This window comes from Emticicia sp. W12TSBA100-4 (assembly GCF_040253585.1).
Lineage (GTDB): Bacteria > Bacteroidota > Bacteroidia > Cytophagales > Spirosomataceae > Emticicia.
Map to the genome: position 1 here is coordinate 70,438 of NZ_JBELAU010000011.1, position 15,744 is coordinate 86,181.

The following is a 15,744-nucleotide window of genomic DNA, read 5'->3' on the forward strand; positions in this document are numbered from 1 at the left end:
AAATAACGAGTCAACCAAAAACCAATCAACCAATAACAATTTAACCAGTAACCAACCTCAACTCATTTCACCACAAATACTCTGCTCCATTCTATATTTTACACGCTCTGGCTCAGTTTCTTGGCCTAACAAAAACATTAATTTTGTTATGGCAGCCTCGGTCGTAATATCTGCCCCGCTTACAATTCCGATAGATTGCAATTTACTACTTGTTTGATAATGCCCTTGCAAAACTCGTCCACCATCACACTGCGAAACATTCACAATCACAATTCCTCGTTTGGTAGCTTGATGCAATTCCTCCAAAAACCATTCGTCCGATGGAGCATTTCCTGCCCCATAAGTTTCTAAAACAACACCACGAAGCCCTTCTGTACTCAATAAATTATGTACCATTGTCTGATTAATTCCCGGGAAGAGTTTCAGAATCATTACATGTTCTTCAAGTTTTTCATGCACAATCAATGGCAAATCTGGGCGAAATGGCATGATAAACGGAAAATTAAAATCAATCGTTACGCCTACTTCGGCCAAAGCAGGGTAATTCTCTGAGCGGAAAGCATTAAACTGGCTACTTTCTTTTTTCTTGGCTCTATTTCCTCTTAACAGATACGAATTAAAATAAACCGCCACTTCTGGCACAACTGGCCTTCCATTGATTTCAGCCGAAGCAATTTCTAAGGCCGTAATCAAATTTTCACGTGCATCTGTCCGAGCAATTCCGATTGGTAATTGAGCTCCAGTCAAAATAACAGGTTTCGATAAATTTTCGAGTAAAAAACTCAAAGCCGAGGCAGTATATGCCATTGTATCAGTTCCGTGCAAAATCACAAAAGCGTCATATTGCTCAAAATTATCGCTTACAATTGCCGCCAACTCTATCCACGTTTCGGGTTTAATATTTGATGAATCAATCGGCTTTGGTAAAGTAAGAATCGTCAACTCAAATTCGAGCCTTTTTAGTTCGGGTACATTTACCAAGATTTGGTCAAAATCAAATGGTACAAGTGATTTCGATTTTGTATCGTAAACCATGCCCAAAGTACCGCCTGTGTAAATCATTAGAACAGATGCCGAACGATTTTTTTTGTCTGATGAAGTTAAAATTTTAGAAGTTTTGTAAGTCATTTTAATTTTTTTTCAATAAAAAATGAAGTGTCATTTTAGGCGTTTTTACGAAAAACTATATTTTTTTTCTAAAAACAAGTAAAATCTAAATTCAATTTTCAATAATTAAGTATTTTTTAAGTACTAATACTCAAAAACGAAACCAAATTTTCTATTTTTTAAATTTCAATAATTATATTATTCCAAGAAATACTTACATTTTATTGAACATTTTTTATATTTTTTCGTTATGTTTGATACAGATACAAAATATTATTCGGAAAAATTAAAATTATAAAAGTTATGAATATCCAGCCAACCTTACGTATAGTTAGTGATGATGTCGCAATAATTGATTGCTTAGTTGACCACGGTGAAATGTTTAAATCATTTGACACCAACAAAACTACAACTTTCTTAGTAGATGAAGACCTCCACATTGCTTTTTACTTTGCTGAATCTCAACTCGAAAACAGATTCATGATGTATATCGTTGATAACTTCACCGAAAATCAAGATTGTATGGCATTGGTTCTCAATCATTTGACAGAACAAATAAAAAATAATAACCATACTTACATCATGAAACAAGCCAAAAGTAAAGTTTTGGATATGCTTCACATGACCAATACTTTCAGAGCATTGTTTGGTAAAAATAAAGAAGAACAAACCAACGAAATGTATTATTAAGTAGTCCACGGTCAAAGGTCAACAGTCCAAAGAATTTTCCTTTACCATCGACAGTTGACAATTGACCATCGACTAATTTTTATTCCATTTCATCAAGAAACATTCGATAAGCCCGTTTAAGCTCATCAAAAGCCTTCATAGATTGCTGTTGATGAGCTTTTTCTATACCCAGCTGATAAGTTTGTTCTGCCTTTGTATAATCTTCTAACTCAACATATACTGCTGCTGCATGATAGTAAGTTGGCACATAATCGGGGTGTTCGGTCAATAACTTTTCGAGGTAAAACTTCGCCTTCTGAATATCCTTATTTATGTATTCCATTGCAATGGCATAAACATTAAAAGGCTCATTTGGTTCTTCCTCTAAATACTGAAATAAAATTTTTAGACGTTCTTCTTGCATTGAATATATCTTTAATTTAGATTTGCATAATGTTATGCACGCATACTATTATTTACTTATTTCAATAAATAATACTATCTTTCTAAGTGCATTGATTATCAGATAGTTTCTTAAAAAATGCTTTTAATTTAACCTCTAAAAGCATTAATCCATCAATAAAAATCCCCCTTTAGGGGTTAGGGGTTTCAAAAATTATGAAAATATTAGTTTGTATTTCGAGCGTACCCGATACAACCTCAAAAATCTCCTTCACCGACGGAGACACAAAACTAAACAAAGCTGGCGTAACTTACATCATCGGCCCTTATGATGATTATGCTTTGGCTCGTGCAGTAGAGTTGAAAGAACAATCGGGAGCGACAATTACGGTATTAAATGTAGGTGGTGCTGATGCCGAACCACAAATTAGAAAAGCTCTGGCAATTGGTGCAGATGATGCCATCAGAGTTGATGTTGAGCCAACAGATTCTTTCTTTGTTGCTGAACAAATTGCAGCGGTTGCTAAAGAAGGAAATTATGATTTGATTTTGATGGGACGTGAAACGAGCGATTATAATTCGGGAGTTGTTCACGGAATTGTAGGTGAAATGCTTGGGATTCCATCATTTTCTCCAGTAATGCAACTCGATGTAAACGGAAATGAAGCAAGTATGACTCGTGAGATTGAAGGAGGAAAAGAAAAACTTACTGCTTCTCTCCCACTCGTTTTGGGTTGTCAAGAGCCAATCGCCGAATGGAAAATCCCAAATATGCGTGGAATCATGACTGCTCGCACAAAACCATTGAAGGTTATTCCAGCGGCAGGTGCAGCTCTCACAATTACAGAAAAATATAGTTTGCCAGCTCCGAAAGGTGCGTGCAAGATGATTCCTGCCGAAGAAGCCGAAAAACTCATCGAATTATTAAAAACAGAAGCGAAAGTGCTTTAATAATTACGATTTACGAATTACGATTTACGAATTTTTAATTTTCGTAAGTTTTAATCGTAAATCAAAAATCTTAAATCGTAAATCAAAATGATACTCATATTCACAGAGATTGCCGATGGTGCAATCAAAAAATCATCTCTCGAAGCTATCTATTATGGCTCAAAAGTAGCCGAAATGATGGGTACCAATGCAACAGCACTTGCCATTGGTAGTGCCGACGCAGCCGAACTGGCAAAAGCAGGTAACTTTGGTGCATCTAAAGTTTTGCACGCTGCTGATGCTAAATTAACTAATCCAAACAGCATGGCTTATGCAAGTGTTTTGGCAGAAACTGTAAAAAGTACAGGAGCGAAAGTTGTTGTAGCTGCAAAATCTTCATTTGCTGATGCCGTAACGGCTCGTGCGGCTGGAGCATTGAAAGCCGCAGTTGTGGGAAATGTAACCGAATTACCAAACCTAAGCAATGGTTTCCAAGTTAAAGTAAGTATTTTCACAGGAAAAGCATTTGCTGATGTAAATGTTAACGGTGATGTAAAAATTCTTGCAATAAAGAAAAATGTAGTTGCTCCAGTAGAAAGCGGAAACAGTGCTACGGTAGAAAATATCACACCTGCTCTGGCTGATAATCTTTTTGCGGCGAAAGTAACCGAAACTATCAAAGCAACTGGTATGATTTCTTTACCAGAAGCTGATTTAGTTGTTTCGGGTGGACGTGGTATGAAAGGCCCAGATAGCTGGCAACCATTGCTCGACTTGGCCGATGCTCTTGGTGCGGCAACTGCTTGCTCAAAACCTGTTTCAGATTTAGATTGGAGACCTCACCACGAACACGTCGGACAAACTGGTGTGAAAGTTTCTCCGAATCTTTATATCGCTTGTGGAATTTCGGGAGCAATTCAGCACTTGGCGGGTGTAAACTCTTCAAAAGTATTGGTTGTAATTAATAAAGACCCCGAAGCACCATTCTTCAAAGCTGCCGATTATGGTATAGTTGGCGATGTATTTGAGGTTTTGCCTAAACTGACAAAAGCGGTTTTGGCAGGGAAATAAACTTTAGAAAACATTCTTGAAACTAATTAGCCCAGATTTGGTTTATAAAACTAAGTCTGGGCTAATTGCTTTAGAGACAGCTAAACGAAAAACACAAATTTTTAGAATGAATAAAACCCAAGTTTTATTTATATTTGCACCGTGGAAAAAATAAAACTCGAAATATTAGGATTATCGCCAAGTCAATCTCAGACTGGCTCTTTTGCATTGGTACTATCGGAAGAAGGTGGAAGCCGCCGTTTGCCGATAATCATTGGTATGTTTGAAGCTCAAGCAATTGCAATTGAGATGGAACACATTACACCCAATCGACCAATGACGCACGACTTGTTCAAGTCTTTTGCTCGTGCATTTGATTTTACGGTCGAAGAAATAATTATCTCTGACCTCAGAGAAGGTATTTTCTTTGCAAAAATTGTATGTACAGATGGTATTCGACAAAAAACAGTTGATGCTCGTCCATCAGATGCTATTGCTATTGGATTACGTTTTCAAGTGCCAATTTATACGACCGAGCAAATTTTGAGTGATGCGGGTATTACTACTCACGAAGCTGAACAAGCCGACGAAACTGAAGAGTTGGTAGAATCAGCGACAACTCGCCCACAAAAATCGCCAAAAGATGCTCTAAAAGATTATAGTTTGGAAGAACTAAACAAAATGCTTTCTCAGGCTTTATCTGAAGAAGAATATGAAAAGGCAGCAAAAATCAGAGACGAAATAAGTAAACGTAACTAAGATTTTACACTTAAAAACATAAATGAGCGTTGGTTTTCAAGTAGAAAACCAACGTTTTTGTTTTAAAAGTGAGTACAAATGAATCTTTTTCGATATTGATTTTTGATAAATATCAATTATTTACTATCTTTCAATTATAAACACCTAAACCTTATATAATTAGAACATAGTTTTGAGAATGATAAGAATAATTAAAAATTTTCTCCCAATTCCCAACAATGACCCAAATCCATTCTTTAGATATGTGTCATACATAGATATATTTGGCATCTTCGAACGTGACCCTTTTGGTAATTGGTTAATACTCAAACGTTTTATCATCTTAGTTGCAGGACTTCCTACCTATTGGCGTTTGGCTGTTGCGAATCAATTAAAGGTAGAAGGAGCAGAATACTTAGAAAAACTACCCAATCAAAACGTCTATTTTATATCAAATCATCAAACTTATTTTGCCGATGTAATTGCATTTTATCATATTTTTTGCTCTGTGAAATGGGGTTTTCGTAATAGAGTTTTACCGATTGCCTTATTTGCCCCTCGTGCCCGAACTTTCTATGTTGCTGCCAGCGAAACCATGAAAGAGGGCTTGATTCCAAAAATTTTCAGTTTGGCAGGTGCAATTTTGGTCGAACGATCATGGAGAGCCAAAGGTGAAAATGTAAAACGAACACTCGACACTTCAGCAGGCGATAATGTTGCCAAAGGCTTAAAATTTGGCTGGGTTGTAAGTTTTCCTCAGGGAACAACCAGCCCCTACGCACCTATCCGTAAAGGTACAGCCCACATCATCAAAGATAACAACCCGATTGTTGTACCTGTTGTGATTGATGGTTTTAGACGTGCTTTCAATAAATCAGGACTCAACTACAAAAAACGTAATACTGAGATAAAAGTAAAGTTTAAGGAGCCTATTTATTTCTCGCCTGATGCTACGGTTGAAGAAATTACGGAAGTCGTAAAAAACATTATCGAACAAAATATGCCCGAAAGAATTGCTCGCTGGAAAAACGAAGCGGTCTAAGATTTACTATTCTTCTGTTAAAAATCATTAAATTCTGCGTATTTTATACAACATCCTTTATCTTTGCAGAGGATTTATCATTGAGCTAAACAAAAATGCAGAAAAAAAACAGAAAATTAGGTAGTTATCCGAGTATGCTCATCATTTTAAGCCTTACTGCAGCTTTATTTTTGGTAGCATTTAGTGGATGGATAGCCCTAACTTCCAAGCAACTGGTTTTATATATTAAGCAAAACATTGAGGTTCAAGTTTATTTAGATAAATCGCTTACACAAATTCAGAAAGACTCGGTTAGAAATCTGATTGCACAAAAAAATTATGTGGCTTATTCAGATAATGTTCCACAAATAAAATTTATCTCAAAAGAAAGTACCGCCGAAAAAGTGCTGAAAGAAACTAACGAAGATTTTCGTTCAATTTTGGGAGAGAACCCTTACCGAGACGCTTTTAGTCTAAAATTAAAAGAGGAGTACTTTAAGGAAGAAGAACTGGCAAAAATTAAAGCCGATTTAGAAAATGTTCCGGGAGTTTTTGAGGCTGACTATGCCAAAGACTTTGTAGATAGCATCAACAAAAACGCAAATAAAGCTTACCTTATCATTGCTTCGATTGTTGTTTTGCTTTTGATAGCCATAGTTTTGCTCATTAATAATACAATTAGATTGGCTCTTTATTCGCAGAGATTTATTATCAGAAGTATGCAATTAGTAGGTGCAACTGATTGGTTTATCCAAAAGCCATTCATTGGAAGAGGGATTTTACAAGGTCTTATCGCTGGTGTAATTGCCTCTGGTTTACTGGTAATCGTTGAGCAAATTGCAATTCGTGAAATTGAAAACTTAGGCATCTTACAAAACTTTACCAAGCTTTCAATTCTTTGCGGATTTGTAATTCTATTGGGAGTCTTGATTGGTGTGTTAAGTACTTTCCAGTCGATGTACCGTTATTTACGCACCGATTTAGAAGATTTATATTAAGCAGTTTACTGTCAATAGTTAGCGTCAACAGCGATTCAAAAGACATTAATCAAAAAAATAAAGAATTATATACAATGAAAAATACAACAGACAACATCGCAAACGAGAAAACTGGCAATCAAAATGCTCTTCCGTTTAGCAAAAGTAACTTTACATTGATGATTATCGGTATAGTACTCATTTTTGCAGGTTTCTTTATCATGACACTCGACAAAGAAGAGTTTGGATTCGGATTTTTAGGAATAACCCTCGGGCCAGCTATCGCATTTATTGGTTTTATTTTTCAGTTTTATACAATTTTCAAGAAAAAATAAACTTTCGTCGAAAATATATCTCATAAAAAAACTGATAGTCAAAAAGTTACATTGTTTCAATAACGATGAACTATTTACTATCAGTTTTCGTATTATTTACCTCTTTAATTTTACAATCCATGAATTTTATCGAAGCAATTATCCTTGCTATCATCGAAGGTATTACTGAGTACTTACCTATCAGTTCAACAGGACACATGATCATTGGCTCATCGTTGATGGGCATCAGTGAACTTGATTTTACAAAGGTTTTTGAAGTAAACATACAATTCGGTGCAATTCTTTCAGTAGTAGTTTTATACTGGAAGCGTTTCTTTCAATCTTTTGAATTTTACAAAAAACTATTGGCCGCTTTTATTCCTGCTGCAATTATTGGTTTTATCTTAAATGATTTTATTGACCAATTGCTTGAAAGTGTAGCCGTAGTGGCAATAATGTTAGTTTTAGGTGGAATTATTTTAGTTTTTATTGATAAATATTTTGAAAAAAAAGCTACAAAAGAAAATATTACTTACATAGATGCAGTAAAAATTGGTCTTTTTCAGTGTATTGCCATGATTCCTGGTGTTTCTCGTTCGGCAGCAAGTATTATTGGTGGAATGTTTCAAGGACTTTCACGCAAAGACTCGGCCGAATTTTCATTTTTCCTGGCAGTTCCTACCATGTTTGCAGCTTCAGGTTATAAACTTTTGAAAGCATTTAAAGCAGGAACTTTGACATTTTCGACCAATGAATTACAGCTATTGGCCATCGGAAATATCGTGGCTTTCATTGTAGCAATGGCCGCTATCAAGTTTTTTATTAGTTATTTACAAAAATATGGTTTTAAAGTTTTTGGCTACTACCGCATTGTGGTTGGCTTAATCATTTTAGGACTTTTGGCCGCTGGCTATGATTTAAAAGTTATTTAGTCTATAGACCACTGAGGGAAGTAATTTCTCGCATTTCTATATTTAATTTTAGTTTCGATGGATGAAAGAAATGAGGTAATTTTGATTGATAAACCTTTGAAATGGACATCTTTTGATGTTGTGAATAAGGTTCGCTGGGCAGGGAAATATAAAAAAGTGGGTCACGCAGGTACGCTCGACCCCTTGGCAACTGGTTTGTTGATTCTTTGTACTGGAAAAATGACCAAGCAAATTGATACTTTTCAAGCACAAGAAAAAGAATATACAGGTACTTTAGAACTGGGTAAAACAACTCCTTCGGTTGATTTAGAGACCGAATTTGATGCTGAATATCCCACCAATCATATTACTCAAGAAGCTATTAATCAAGTGGTTAGTCAGCTTTCTGGTGTAATTGAGCAAATCCCTCCTGCACATTCTGCGATAAAAATCAATGGAAAAAGAGCCTACGAATCAGCTCGAAAAGGAGAAGAAGTTGTCATAAAATCTCGACAAGTAGAAATAAAAGAATTTGACATTGATATGACTAATTTTCCCGAAATTTCGTTCAGAATTGTTTGCTCAAAAGGTACCTACATTAGAAGTTTAGTAAGAGATTTTGGAAAATTACTCGATTCAGGGGCATATATGAGCTCGTTACGTAGGACACGAATTGGAGAATTTAAGATTGAAAACTCGCTTACAATTGAGCAGTTTTTAGAAACTGTACCCGAAAGACTTAGTAAACTTGAAAATTTGAACAATCAGTAGTGAAAGTATATTATAATTTATCAGACTTTGAGGCTCTTAAAAATGCCGTAGTTACGAGCGGTACTTTTGATGGCGTGCATTTGGGGCATCAAAAAATTCTTCAAATTTTAAGAGAAACGGCTCAGAAAACTGGCGGAGAATCGGTTGTGCTAACTTTTTGGCCACATCCGAGAGTTGTGGTTTCCAAAGATAGTCAGGATCTAAAACTCCTTTCTACAATTGACGAGAAAATAGAACTACTCGAGAAGCAAGGAGTTGACCACCTTCTAGTGATTCCGTTTACTCGTGAATTTTCAGAATTAAGTTCAGAAGAATATGTAAAAGATATTCTTTTGAAACAAATCGGAACAAAAAAATTGGTAATTGGCTACGACCACCGATTTGGACGAAACCGTGAAGGTGGCTTTGATTACTTAAAGACAAACTCTGAGTTATTTGGCATCGAGATAGAAGAGATTCCTCGTCAAGAAATTGAAAATCTGACGATTAGTTCTACCAAAATTCGTCAATCGCTAATGATTGGTGAAGTTAGTTCGGCTAATGAATTGTTGGGTAGAAAATACAGTTTTACAGGAATTGTAGTAAAAGGTCGGCAGCTTGGCCGAACGATTGGTTTTCCGACTGCTAATGTTCAAGTTTCTCAGTTCTACAAACTTATACCTGCCAATGGGGTTTATGCGGTTAGAACTTTCTTCCGCAATCAATGGCATAATGGTATGATGAACATCGGCACTCGCCCAACAGTTGATGGCGTTGGACGCACGCAAGAAGTTAATATTTTTGACTTTGATGATGATATTTATGGAGAAACCGTTACGGTCGAAATCGTAGATTATATAAGACCAGAACAAAAATTCAATGGATTAGAGGAGTTAAAGGCACAAATATTAGCCGATAAAAAAAAATCGAAGGAAATTTTAAATATTCTTAAATGAAAGTCCAGATTGGAAGTTCATACGTATAAAAATTAATGACATTATTTATAGAAATCATCGGCTGGATTGGTTCAGTGCTAATTGTGGGTTCATATTTTTTGAATATACAAGGCAAACTCGACTCAAAAGATAGCAAATATATTTGGGCAAATTTATTGGGCGGAATCTGCTTTATTATTAATACTTACGCCCACCACGCCTACCCTTCCGTTGCGGTCAATATAGTTTGGGTAATTATTGCTCTCTTCGCTATTTTCAGAAAGAAATAAAACAAAAAAGCCACCCAAAAGGTGGTTTTTTGTCAAACTGCTTTGTACTTATTTTCCATGAAATAATCTTAAAAATATTTTCAATGTAAATATTAGCTTTCGATTAAATCTTAGAAACAATGGTGCAATGACTGTACCAGCAGAAAACAAAAATTATTGTGAGGTAACAAAGTGGAAATCTTTTTTTGAAATTGTATTAAAACAAGAAAGATGAGCGTTTACCCATCTTTCCACAATAATTGTACCAGTTAAAAGTTCTGACGGGGCCGCCCTTGCGGTTTAGAGTTCTGAATTCTGAGTAATTCACAAAGACAAACAACTCAGAATCGCACGGGCGACCCCGTCTAAACTCAGAATTCAGAACTCATTTAAGCGTTTCTTACATAACTTCCCAACCACTTAATTGAGTTTTTATATTTCTTGAAAACCTTCTCTACGTTTTCGTCTTGAAAGAAACCTTCTAATTCAATAAAAAACCAAAAATTAAAATCTTCGTCGCCTTTATACGGTCGGCTTTCAATTTTGGTTAAATTGATTCCTGCTTTCTTGAAATCTTGTAAGAAATTTGCCAAAATTCCTGGCTTATCGGTATCTGGTAGACGAGCAATGATGGTCGTTTTATCATTTTCGCTCTTGGCGTTTACAAAGTTTTTGGCCAAAATATAAAAGCGAGTACGATTCTGACTATTATCTTCAATATTATTGAACAAAATTGGTAAACTAAATAACTTGGCAGCAATTTCTGAACAAATAGCTGCACTTTCAGGGTCTTCGGCCGCCAATTTTGCTGCTTTTGAAGTTGATTCTACCTGAATTTCTTCGGGGTGCGTTTGTTCAAAATATTTATTCAAAAATCCTCTACACTGACGAAAAGCAATATCTTTCGAGTAAATACGCTTGATTTTTGAAGGATTTTCGGCTTCTGTTGCCAATGCAAAATGCACAGGAATTTTCAATTCTGCCGCAACATTTACATTCATTTCATTCAATAAATCAACAGTTTCGTAAACGATACCCTCTTGATTGTTTTCGATTGGAATAACACCAAATTTAGCTCTGCCAGTATCTACTGCCTCAAAAACCGATTTGATTGTAGGTAAAGTCATGTACTCGCTCATAGCACCGAAGCGGCTCTCAGCAGCTTGGTGCGTAAAACTGCCTTCGGGGCCAAGATACGCAACTCTTTCGGGCAATTCGATATTACGAGCAGCCGCAAAAATCTCCAAATAAATGGCTTCGATGGCTTCTTTGTTTAATGGGCCATCATTTTGGGCATTCATGCGGTCAAGAATTTGCTTTTCACGCTCTGGTCGGTAGATGATTGCTTTTGTCGAACGCTTGATTTCTCCTACTTTATGTACGAGTTTCATTCGTTGATTGAGCAATACGAGCAATTGGTCGTCAATTTTATCAATATCTTTTCTAACTTCTTCGAGAGTCACTTTAATAAGAGGTTGGTTTTACAAAATTTTCATTATGGTGCAATTTAGTCAAAAACACTTAATTTACCTTACCTTCAAGTGAGTAGAAATAAAAATAAGACCCAGAAGGTCTTATTTTATACTATTAATCTTGCAATTGAAATTTTACTTGTGGTAAACCCCATTACAAAAACTGCTATACAATCATTGAAGTTCTTCTAAAAGTTTTGCTTCGGTTGGTTCTTCTTTCATATAAACTACTTTTACTTTATCTCCTTTTTTGTGTCTTTGATAACTTACCTGACTGATACTCAATCGCATTGATTGATAATCGCCCAATTTGGCATTGGCAACAGCTTCTTCTGAAATAGCCGCAATTTTATCAACGATATTATCAGATTTTGGCAAAACTTTCACTTTCTCGGCATTTGTAAAGAAAACAACATCCATATAATACCGATAAGTTTTACTTTTTCTCGTTCCTGATACTTGTTCGTATAGTTCAACTACATTGGCATCAGCTCGTTCGCCTTTTTCGAGCAATTCTTTATCTTTGTCTTTTTGTATATAAAAACCAATAACAAAGACCCCAATCATTAAAGCCAAAAGCGAGTAAACAATAATAGTAAGTTTTGTCTTTTTGCTTAGTTCAGCGTATTTCATGGCTTACATTTTCTTGATGTAATAAAATTCTTTTCCTTGTTCGAGCACCGTTAGCGAGTCTTTGTTTTGATTTCTATCGGCTTTCGGGTGTGATTGAATTTCTCCACCTTTTACGGTAAAGCCATATTTCGCAACGACTGTTTTACCATTTTTAGGATTTTTGATATTCACCTCCATTACATAATTCCCATCCTTCATGTCAGCTTTCTTGAACGTCTCTCTATCATTACTACCCGCTTTGAAGGTCATAAACTGGCAACGTGTCCATTTTCCATTAGAGGGTGTAAAATCACCCGAATTAATTGTTTGACCGTAAGTTGCTACCAATGAGCCGTTACGAGTAATTTTGACAAGTCCTTTCATCGGAACTGTGTCATCCCAATTGCTTGCACTTTTAATATCAAGATTTCGTTCGGTCAAATAAACACTTGGTAGCACTTCTCCACTACGCTCATCAAATTGAATTCTTGCCCAGTCTTCCCAGGGACCCTTCAAAAAATACAAATCTTTTACAGGTGCATAAGAATCGGGATTTGTCTTTTTTTCAACTTGGAAAGGGAAAGTATAAAATGGTGTCTTTCCGAGAAAAAAACGAACTTCATAGCTTCCTTCCTTTATATTTACCCAAAAAGGAAAGAAATCGCCACCGTATTCTTCAACCAAAATCATTTTCTTGAACGGTGGAATGTAATCTTCGACCTTAAAAAACTGCTGTCCTTTTAATTCGCCAGTGGCTGCATCAACAATATCGGCTCTAATGGGCGGCCTCATATTTTCATAGCCTTTGCTCGTTGATAGTGACGGACGATAATTAATGTTTTTACCATCTTTTGTCTTGGTTGGCAAAAACGACACATGCAGTGACATTAGTCGAATCTCACCTTTTGTGATGTCGAATCTAAAACGTTCATTATCCAGTAAATCAAACCAAGCAATAGCAGGTGGAAAATTTGCTGTCGAAAAATCAGGTTCAAAAGTGGCATAAATCCGTTCTTCGTAAGCTTTACGGTCAAACTCTGGGCTATTTAGTTTCGTTTTTCGGTCAAGTTCTCCCGACTTTGCTTTTGCATCATCTTTTTGTTTGTAATGAGCATCAAAACTCTCATTTCGTTGCTTGTCTTTGTCGGTTACGTTGGGTACACCACGAGCATTTGTTTCTTTTGTTGGAGTAGCCCGTTCGTTTGAGGGTAATTCTTTTTTTACTTTTTCTTTCAGTTTATCGAACTGAGCGAAAGCTGGTGAAAAAGCCCAAAAACAAAGTACTATACTTAGATTTCTTATATTCATGATGATATTTTCGATTTTGTGTTTGAAAAAATAAAATCCTTTAAATCAAGTCTTCTTCGGCGAGAAACGTGTAATTCCAAATCATTCTTCAGTTTCACAACAGCGTAGTTTTCGTTGGTTTGAGCTATAAATTTGAAATTAACGATATTGGTTTTGCTAATTCTGAAAAAACCATGCTCCGAAAAAGATTCATGCAAACGTTTGAGAGTTTTAGCTAAAGTAATTTTATGACCATTCTCAAAATGCAACTCTGTATAATTGGCATTACCTTTTAACAAAACTACATCGTTTGCAGGAATGTATTTTTTATGGTAAATTCTGACAGTATTCATAAAATATTCAGTTTGTGTGTTAGATTTTACCTAAACTTGACAGAAAACTCGCCCTCAGTAAGTGCATAAACTTTGGTAGAATTATTGGCTTGTTTTACGGTGCATCTGAAAGTTCCTTTCACAACCTCGGTAGTTTTTTCGGTAATTGTTACTTCACCCGTTGCTCCAGTTCGGTCAGAGCGATGCCCTGTTTCGGTTTCGTCAGCATACAATGCAAAGTTGGGATTTTCAGTAATTTGATGCGTTCCAACTCCCTTATTTTTAGCCAACTGAATATACATTGAACTTTTATTACTGAAAACTCCATAGATATTGTATTCATCATCGTCCTGCACAGCATAGGCATTGATTCCAGTAGCTTCTACGAGTTTTCCATCAACTTTTACTCTGAAAAATAAAGCATCGGCATCGTCCTTTTTTGTACAAGAATTAAGCAACATGAATAAACTTAGAATGGCTAATAGTTTGATTTTCATGGTTTTATGCATTTTTAGTTGTTTAGTGTGTATGAATAACGAATGGCTGCTCCTACCAAAGTTAAATTTGTCGATGCGGGCATTGTTACGACAAGTCTGTAAAAAAAGGTATTATTATCAATAATTTCACTAAGCGGAGAAGTCGTAAAAAATCCCATATTAGGGCTTGCAGGAGTGTTAATAAGGTTTCCACTTCCAGCAAAAACATTGGTATATGAGCCACCATTACCTGTATGATTCAGCTTTTGAAGTGCAAAAGATGTCAAGCCCAGACCTGTTGCTGGTGAAACTCCATCGTTATCAATATAGTAGATGGTAAAATCGCTTAGTGCAGCTCCATTGGGCAACGATACATTCGCATGAAACGAACCAGCAGCAGTTGTCATTGAAACTCCTTGCCCGCCCATTGTAGATTCATTTGTAGAAATATGAGATTGAAAAGCAGCTGCTCCTAATTTTAAAACATCTGTACGTATTAAGCTCTCCCAAACGGCAGTTCCATTAGCATCGCTGCTAACTAACACTTTATCAATTCCAGCACCATTACCTTGAAAGCGAATTTTTCCAAGCGTTTGAAGGCCAATTCCAGAAGCGTTAGTATTTTCAAATGAACCCGCTATTGAATTTGCACTACCAGCAAATCCTTTAACGGCAGTACCAAGGTTTCCTGTAATACTCCCTGCTACACCAATGGCATTGGCATTACCAGTAGAAATTCCAAGCACCCCCTGACCTCCATTTGTCGATGTACCTTCTACTCCCGAACCAGTAGTAGTAACTCCTTCAATTCCATTACCCGAAACAGATTGACCAAAAACACCTACTCCCGAACCATTATGCCGACCATATACGCCAAACCCATTGCCATTGGTTGCTTGATTTAAACCATATACTCCATAATTATTCCCTGAAGGAGTCGTACTTGATGTAGATCCCAATACACCCGAAGCTCCTGCCAAAGCAGAACCAGTAATCCCGTTTATACCTGCTGAATTTGCTCCACCCCCAGAATTTGTTACTGCAAAAGGTGATGTAGTTGAAGAACCACTTCCTGCATAAGGTAATGTTAGTGAGCCTCCTCCACCTCCCCCTGCCGACACTTCAATCCAACCACTACCGCTACACACATTGGCTCGGTTGGTGGTTGTCAAGAATACAATTTTACCGTAATCAGCGGCAGCACAAGCGGGTAATGCAGAAACACTCGGAATCTGCAAATTATTAGGATTTATGCTTACTGATTGAGCAACTGACGATAATACAACGAGCGTAAAAACACTCATAAAAATTAATTTTTTCATGGTTTTTGTACTTTTTTAATTGATTTAGAAAGATTAAAGTTGCTCATAACACCAAAATCGGTGCAAGCACAAATACAAAGAGCAAGAATAAATAAATAGGCTAATCTTCGCTTCATTGGGTATTGGTTTGATGCAGCAAAGTTGAAATGAAAAAAAATAAAAAAATTTTA

General features: G+C 36.2%; 19 protein-coding genes. 11 read left to right on the plus strand and 8 right to left on the minus strand.

What is annotated here, in order from left to right; genetic code table 11:
• Window positions 1-57 precede the first annotated feature (57 nt).
• Window positions 58-1,128 carry an asparaginase gene (locus ABR854_RS17195; RefSeq protein WP_350266855.1) on the minus strand — a complete coding sequence of 357 codons (1,071 nt, stop codon included), beginning with the start codon at window positions 1,126-1,128 and terminating at the stop codon, window positions 58-60.
• Window positions 1,129-1,410: 282 nt separating this feature from the next.
• On the opposite strand from ABR854_RS17195, the gene ABR854_RS17200 reads away from it, so the two are divergent.
• Entirely contained in the window at window positions 1,411-1,797 is a 387-nt protein-coding gene (locus ABR854_RS17200) for a hypothetical protein (protein ID WP_305952405.1), read from the plus strand.
• A gap of 79 nt (window positions 1,798-1,876) precedes the next feature.
• Here the strand turns inward: ABR854_RS17200 and ABR854_RS17205 are convergent, their stop codons facing one another.
• Window positions 1,877-2,200 carry a tetratricopeptide repeat protein gene (locus ABR854_RS17205; protein ID WP_350266857.1) on the minus strand — a complete coding sequence of 108 codons (324 nt, stop codon included), beginning with the start codon at window positions 2,198-2,200 and terminating at the stop codon, window positions 1,877-1,879.
• Between the two features lie 194 nt (window positions 2,201-2,394).
• Here ABR854_RS17205 and ABR854_RS17210 point away from each other — a divergent pair, with 194 nt between their 5' ends.
• From ABR854_RS17210 to ABR854_RS17255, 10 genes are all read left to right on the plus strand, one after another.
• Window positions 2,395-3,129 carry an electron transfer flavoprotein subunit beta/FixA family protein gene (locus ABR854_RS17210; protein ID WP_350266859.1) on the plus strand — a complete coding sequence of 245 codons (735 nt, stop codon included), beginning with the start codon at window positions 2,395-2,397 and terminating at the stop codon, window positions 3,127-3,129.
• 87 nt (window positions 3,130-3,216) lie between these two features.
• Window positions 3,217-4,179, plus strand: a complete 963-nt coding sequence (locus ABR854_RS17215) for an electron transfer flavoprotein subunit alpha/FixB family protein (protein WP_350266861.1) — start codon at window positions 3,217-3,219, stop codon at window positions 4,177-4,179.
• A 141-nt stretch (window positions 4,180-4,320) separates the two neighbouring features.
• The gene (locus tag ABR854_RS17220) at window positions 4,321-4,917 is read left to right on the plus strand and encodes a bifunctional nuclease domain-containing protein (RefSeq protein ID WP_350266862.1); all 597 of its coding nucleotides are present in this window, start codon (window positions 4,321-4,323) and stop codon (window positions 4,915-4,917) included.
• 178 nt (window positions 4,918-5,095) lie between these two features.
• On the plus strand, window positions 5,096-5,938 hold the full coding sequence (locus tag ABR854_RS17225; protein WP_350266864.1) for a lysophospholipid acyltransferase family protein: 843 nt from the start codon (window positions 5,096-5,098) through the stop codon (window positions 5,936-5,938).
• Between the two features lie 95 nt (window positions 5,939-6,033).
• A complete protein-coding gene (locus ABR854_RS17230) occupies window positions 6,034-6,915 on the plus strand; it encodes a cell division protein FtsX (RefSeq protein ID WP_350266866.1) in 882 nt (293 codons plus the stop codon).
• 74 nt (window positions 6,916-6,989) lie between these two features.
• The gene (locus ABR854_RS17235) at window positions 6,990-7,229 is read left to right on the plus strand and encodes a DUF3098 domain-containing protein (RefSeq protein ID WP_350266868.1); all 240 of its coding nucleotides are present in this window, start codon (window positions 6,990-6,992) and stop codon (window positions 7,227-7,229) included.
• A 119-nt stretch (window positions 7,230-7,348) separates the two neighbouring features.
• On the plus strand, window positions 7,349-8,140 hold the full coding sequence (locus tag ABR854_RS17240; protein WP_350266870.1) for an undecaprenyl-diphosphate phosphatase: 792 nt from the start codon (window positions 7,349-7,351) through the stop codon (window positions 8,138-8,140).
• Window positions 8,141-8,197: 57 nt separating this feature from the next.
• A complete protein-coding gene (truB, locus tag ABR854_RS17245; protein WP_350266872.1) occupies window positions 8,198-8,890 on the plus strand; it encodes a tRNA pseudouridine(55) synthase TruB in 693 nt (230 codons plus the stop codon).
• A complete protein-coding gene (locus tag ABR854_RS17250; RefSeq protein WP_350266874.1) occupies window positions 8,890-9,825 on the plus strand; it encodes a bifunctional riboflavin kinase/FAD synthetase in 936 nt (311 codons plus the stop codon). Before truB ends, ABR854_RS17250 begins: the two co-directional genes overlap by 1 nt.
• A gap of 35 nt (window positions 9,826-9,860) precedes the next feature.
• Complete coding sequence (locus ABR854_RS17255) at window positions 9,861-10,094, plus strand: CBU_0592 family membrane protein (RefSeq protein WP_350266876.1); 234 nt, start codon at window positions 9,861-9,863, stop codon at window positions 10,092-10,094.
• Window positions 10,095-10,462: 368 nt separating this feature from the next.
• Here ABR854_RS17255 and pheA read toward each other — a convergent pair whose 3' ends face one another.
• The 6 genes from pheA to ABR854_RS17285 all read right to left on the minus strand — a co-directional run bounded on the left by pheA (window position 10,463) and on the right by ABR854_RS17285 (window position 15,574).
• On the minus strand, window positions 10,463-11,536 hold the full coding sequence (pheA, locus tag ABR854_RS17260; RefSeq protein WP_350266878.1) for a prephenate dehydratase: 1,074 nt from the start codon (window positions 11,534-11,536) through the stop codon (window positions 10,463-10,465).
• 183 nt (window positions 11,537-11,719) lie between these two features.
• Window positions 11,720-12,178 carry a hypothetical protein gene (locus ABR854_RS17265; protein ID WP_350266880.1) on the minus strand — a complete coding sequence of 153 codons (459 nt, stop codon included), beginning with the start codon at window positions 12,176-12,178 and terminating at the stop codon, window positions 11,720-11,722.
• A gap of 3 nt (window positions 12,179-12,181) precedes the next feature.
• Entirely contained in the window at window positions 12,182-13,465 is a 1,284-nt protein-coding gene (locus ABR854_RS17270) for a hypothetical protein (RefSeq protein WP_350266882.1), read from the minus strand.
• A complete protein-coding gene (locus tag ABR854_RS17275; protein WP_350266884.1) occupies window positions 13,462-13,797 on the minus strand; it encodes a LytTR family transcriptional regulator DNA-binding domain-containing protein in 336 nt (111 codons plus the stop codon). Before ABR854_RS17275 ends, ABR854_RS17270 begins: the two co-directional genes overlap by 4 nt.
• 26 nt (window positions 13,798-13,823) lie before the next feature.
• Window positions 13,824-14,273, minus strand: a complete 450-nt coding sequence (locus tag ABR854_RS17280; protein WP_350266886.1) for a DUF6252 domain-containing protein — start codon at window positions 14,271-14,273, stop codon at window positions 13,824-13,826.
• A 14-nt stretch (window positions 14,274-14,287) separates the two neighbouring features.
• Window positions 14,288-15,574, minus strand: a complete 1,287-nt coding sequence (locus ABR854_RS17285; RefSeq protein ID WP_350266888.1) for a hypothetical protein — start codon at window positions 15,572-15,574, stop codon at window positions 14,288-14,290.
• Window positions 15,575-15,744 lie beyond the last annotated feature (170 nt).

Bases quoted from the DNA above. Each gene is read 5' to 3' on its own strand.
- ABR854_RS17200 (WP_305952405.1), top strand. From the start codon at position 1,411: ATGAATATCCAGCCAACCTTACGTATAGTTAGTGATGATGTCGCAATA.
- ABR854_RS17265 (WP_350266880.1), bottom strand. From the start codon at position 12,178: ATGAAATACGCTGAACTAAGCAAAAAGACAAAACTTACTATTATTGTT.
- ABR854_RS17225 (WP_350266864.1), top strand. From the start codon at position 5,096: ATGATAAGAATAATTAAAAATTTTCTCCCAATTCCCAACAATGACCCA.
- ABR854_RS17230 (WP_350266866.1), top strand. From the start codon at position 6,034: ATGCAGAAAAAAAACAGAAAATTAGGTAGTTATCCGAGTATGCTCATC.
- ABR854_RS17275 (WP_350266884.1), bottom strand. From the start codon at position 13,797: ATGAATACTGTCAGAATTTACCATAAAAAATACATTCCTGCAAACGAT.
- ABR854_RS17255 (WP_350266876.1), top strand. From the start codon at position 9,861: ATGACATTATTTATAGAAATCATCGGCTGGATTGGTTCAGTGCTAATT.
- ABR854_RS17280 (WP_350266886.1), bottom strand. From the start codon at position 14,273: ATGAAAATCAAACTATTAGCCATTCTAAGTTTATTCATGTTGCTTAAT.
- ABR854_RS17210 (WP_350266859.1), top strand. From the start codon at position 2,395: ATGAAAATATTAGTTTGTATTTCGAGCGTACCCGATACAACCTCAAAA.
- truB (WP_350266872.1), top strand. From the start codon at position 8,198: ATGGATGAAAGAAATGAGGTAATTTTGATTGATAAACCTTTGAAATGG.
- ABR854_RS17215 (WP_350266861.1), top strand. From the start codon at position 3,217: ATGATACTCATATTCACAGAGATTGCCGATGGTGCAATCAAAAAATCA.
- ABR854_RS17240 (WP_350266870.1), top strand. From the start codon at position 7,349: ATGAATTTTATCGAAGCAATTATCCTTGCTATCATCGAAGGTATTACT.
- ABR854_RS17195 (WP_350266855.1), bottom strand. From the start codon at position 1,128: ATGACTTACAAAACTTCTAAAATTTTAACTTCATCAGACAAAAAAAAT.
- ABR854_RS17205 (WP_350266857.1), bottom strand. From the start codon at position 2,200: ATGCAAGAAGAACGTCTAAAAATTTTATTTCAGTATTTAGAGGAAGAA.
- ABR854_RS17235 (WP_350266868.1), top strand. From the start codon at position 6,990: ATGAAAAATACAACAGACAACATCGCAAACGAGAAAACTGGCAATCAA.
- ABR854_RS17270 (WP_350266882.1), bottom strand. From the start codon at position 13,465: ATGAATATAAGAAATCTAAGTATAGTACTTTGTTTTTGGGCTTTTTCA.
- ABR854_RS17285 (WP_350266888.1), bottom strand. From the start codon at position 15,574: ATGAAAAAATTAATTTTTATGAGTGTTTTTACGCTCGTTGTATTATCG.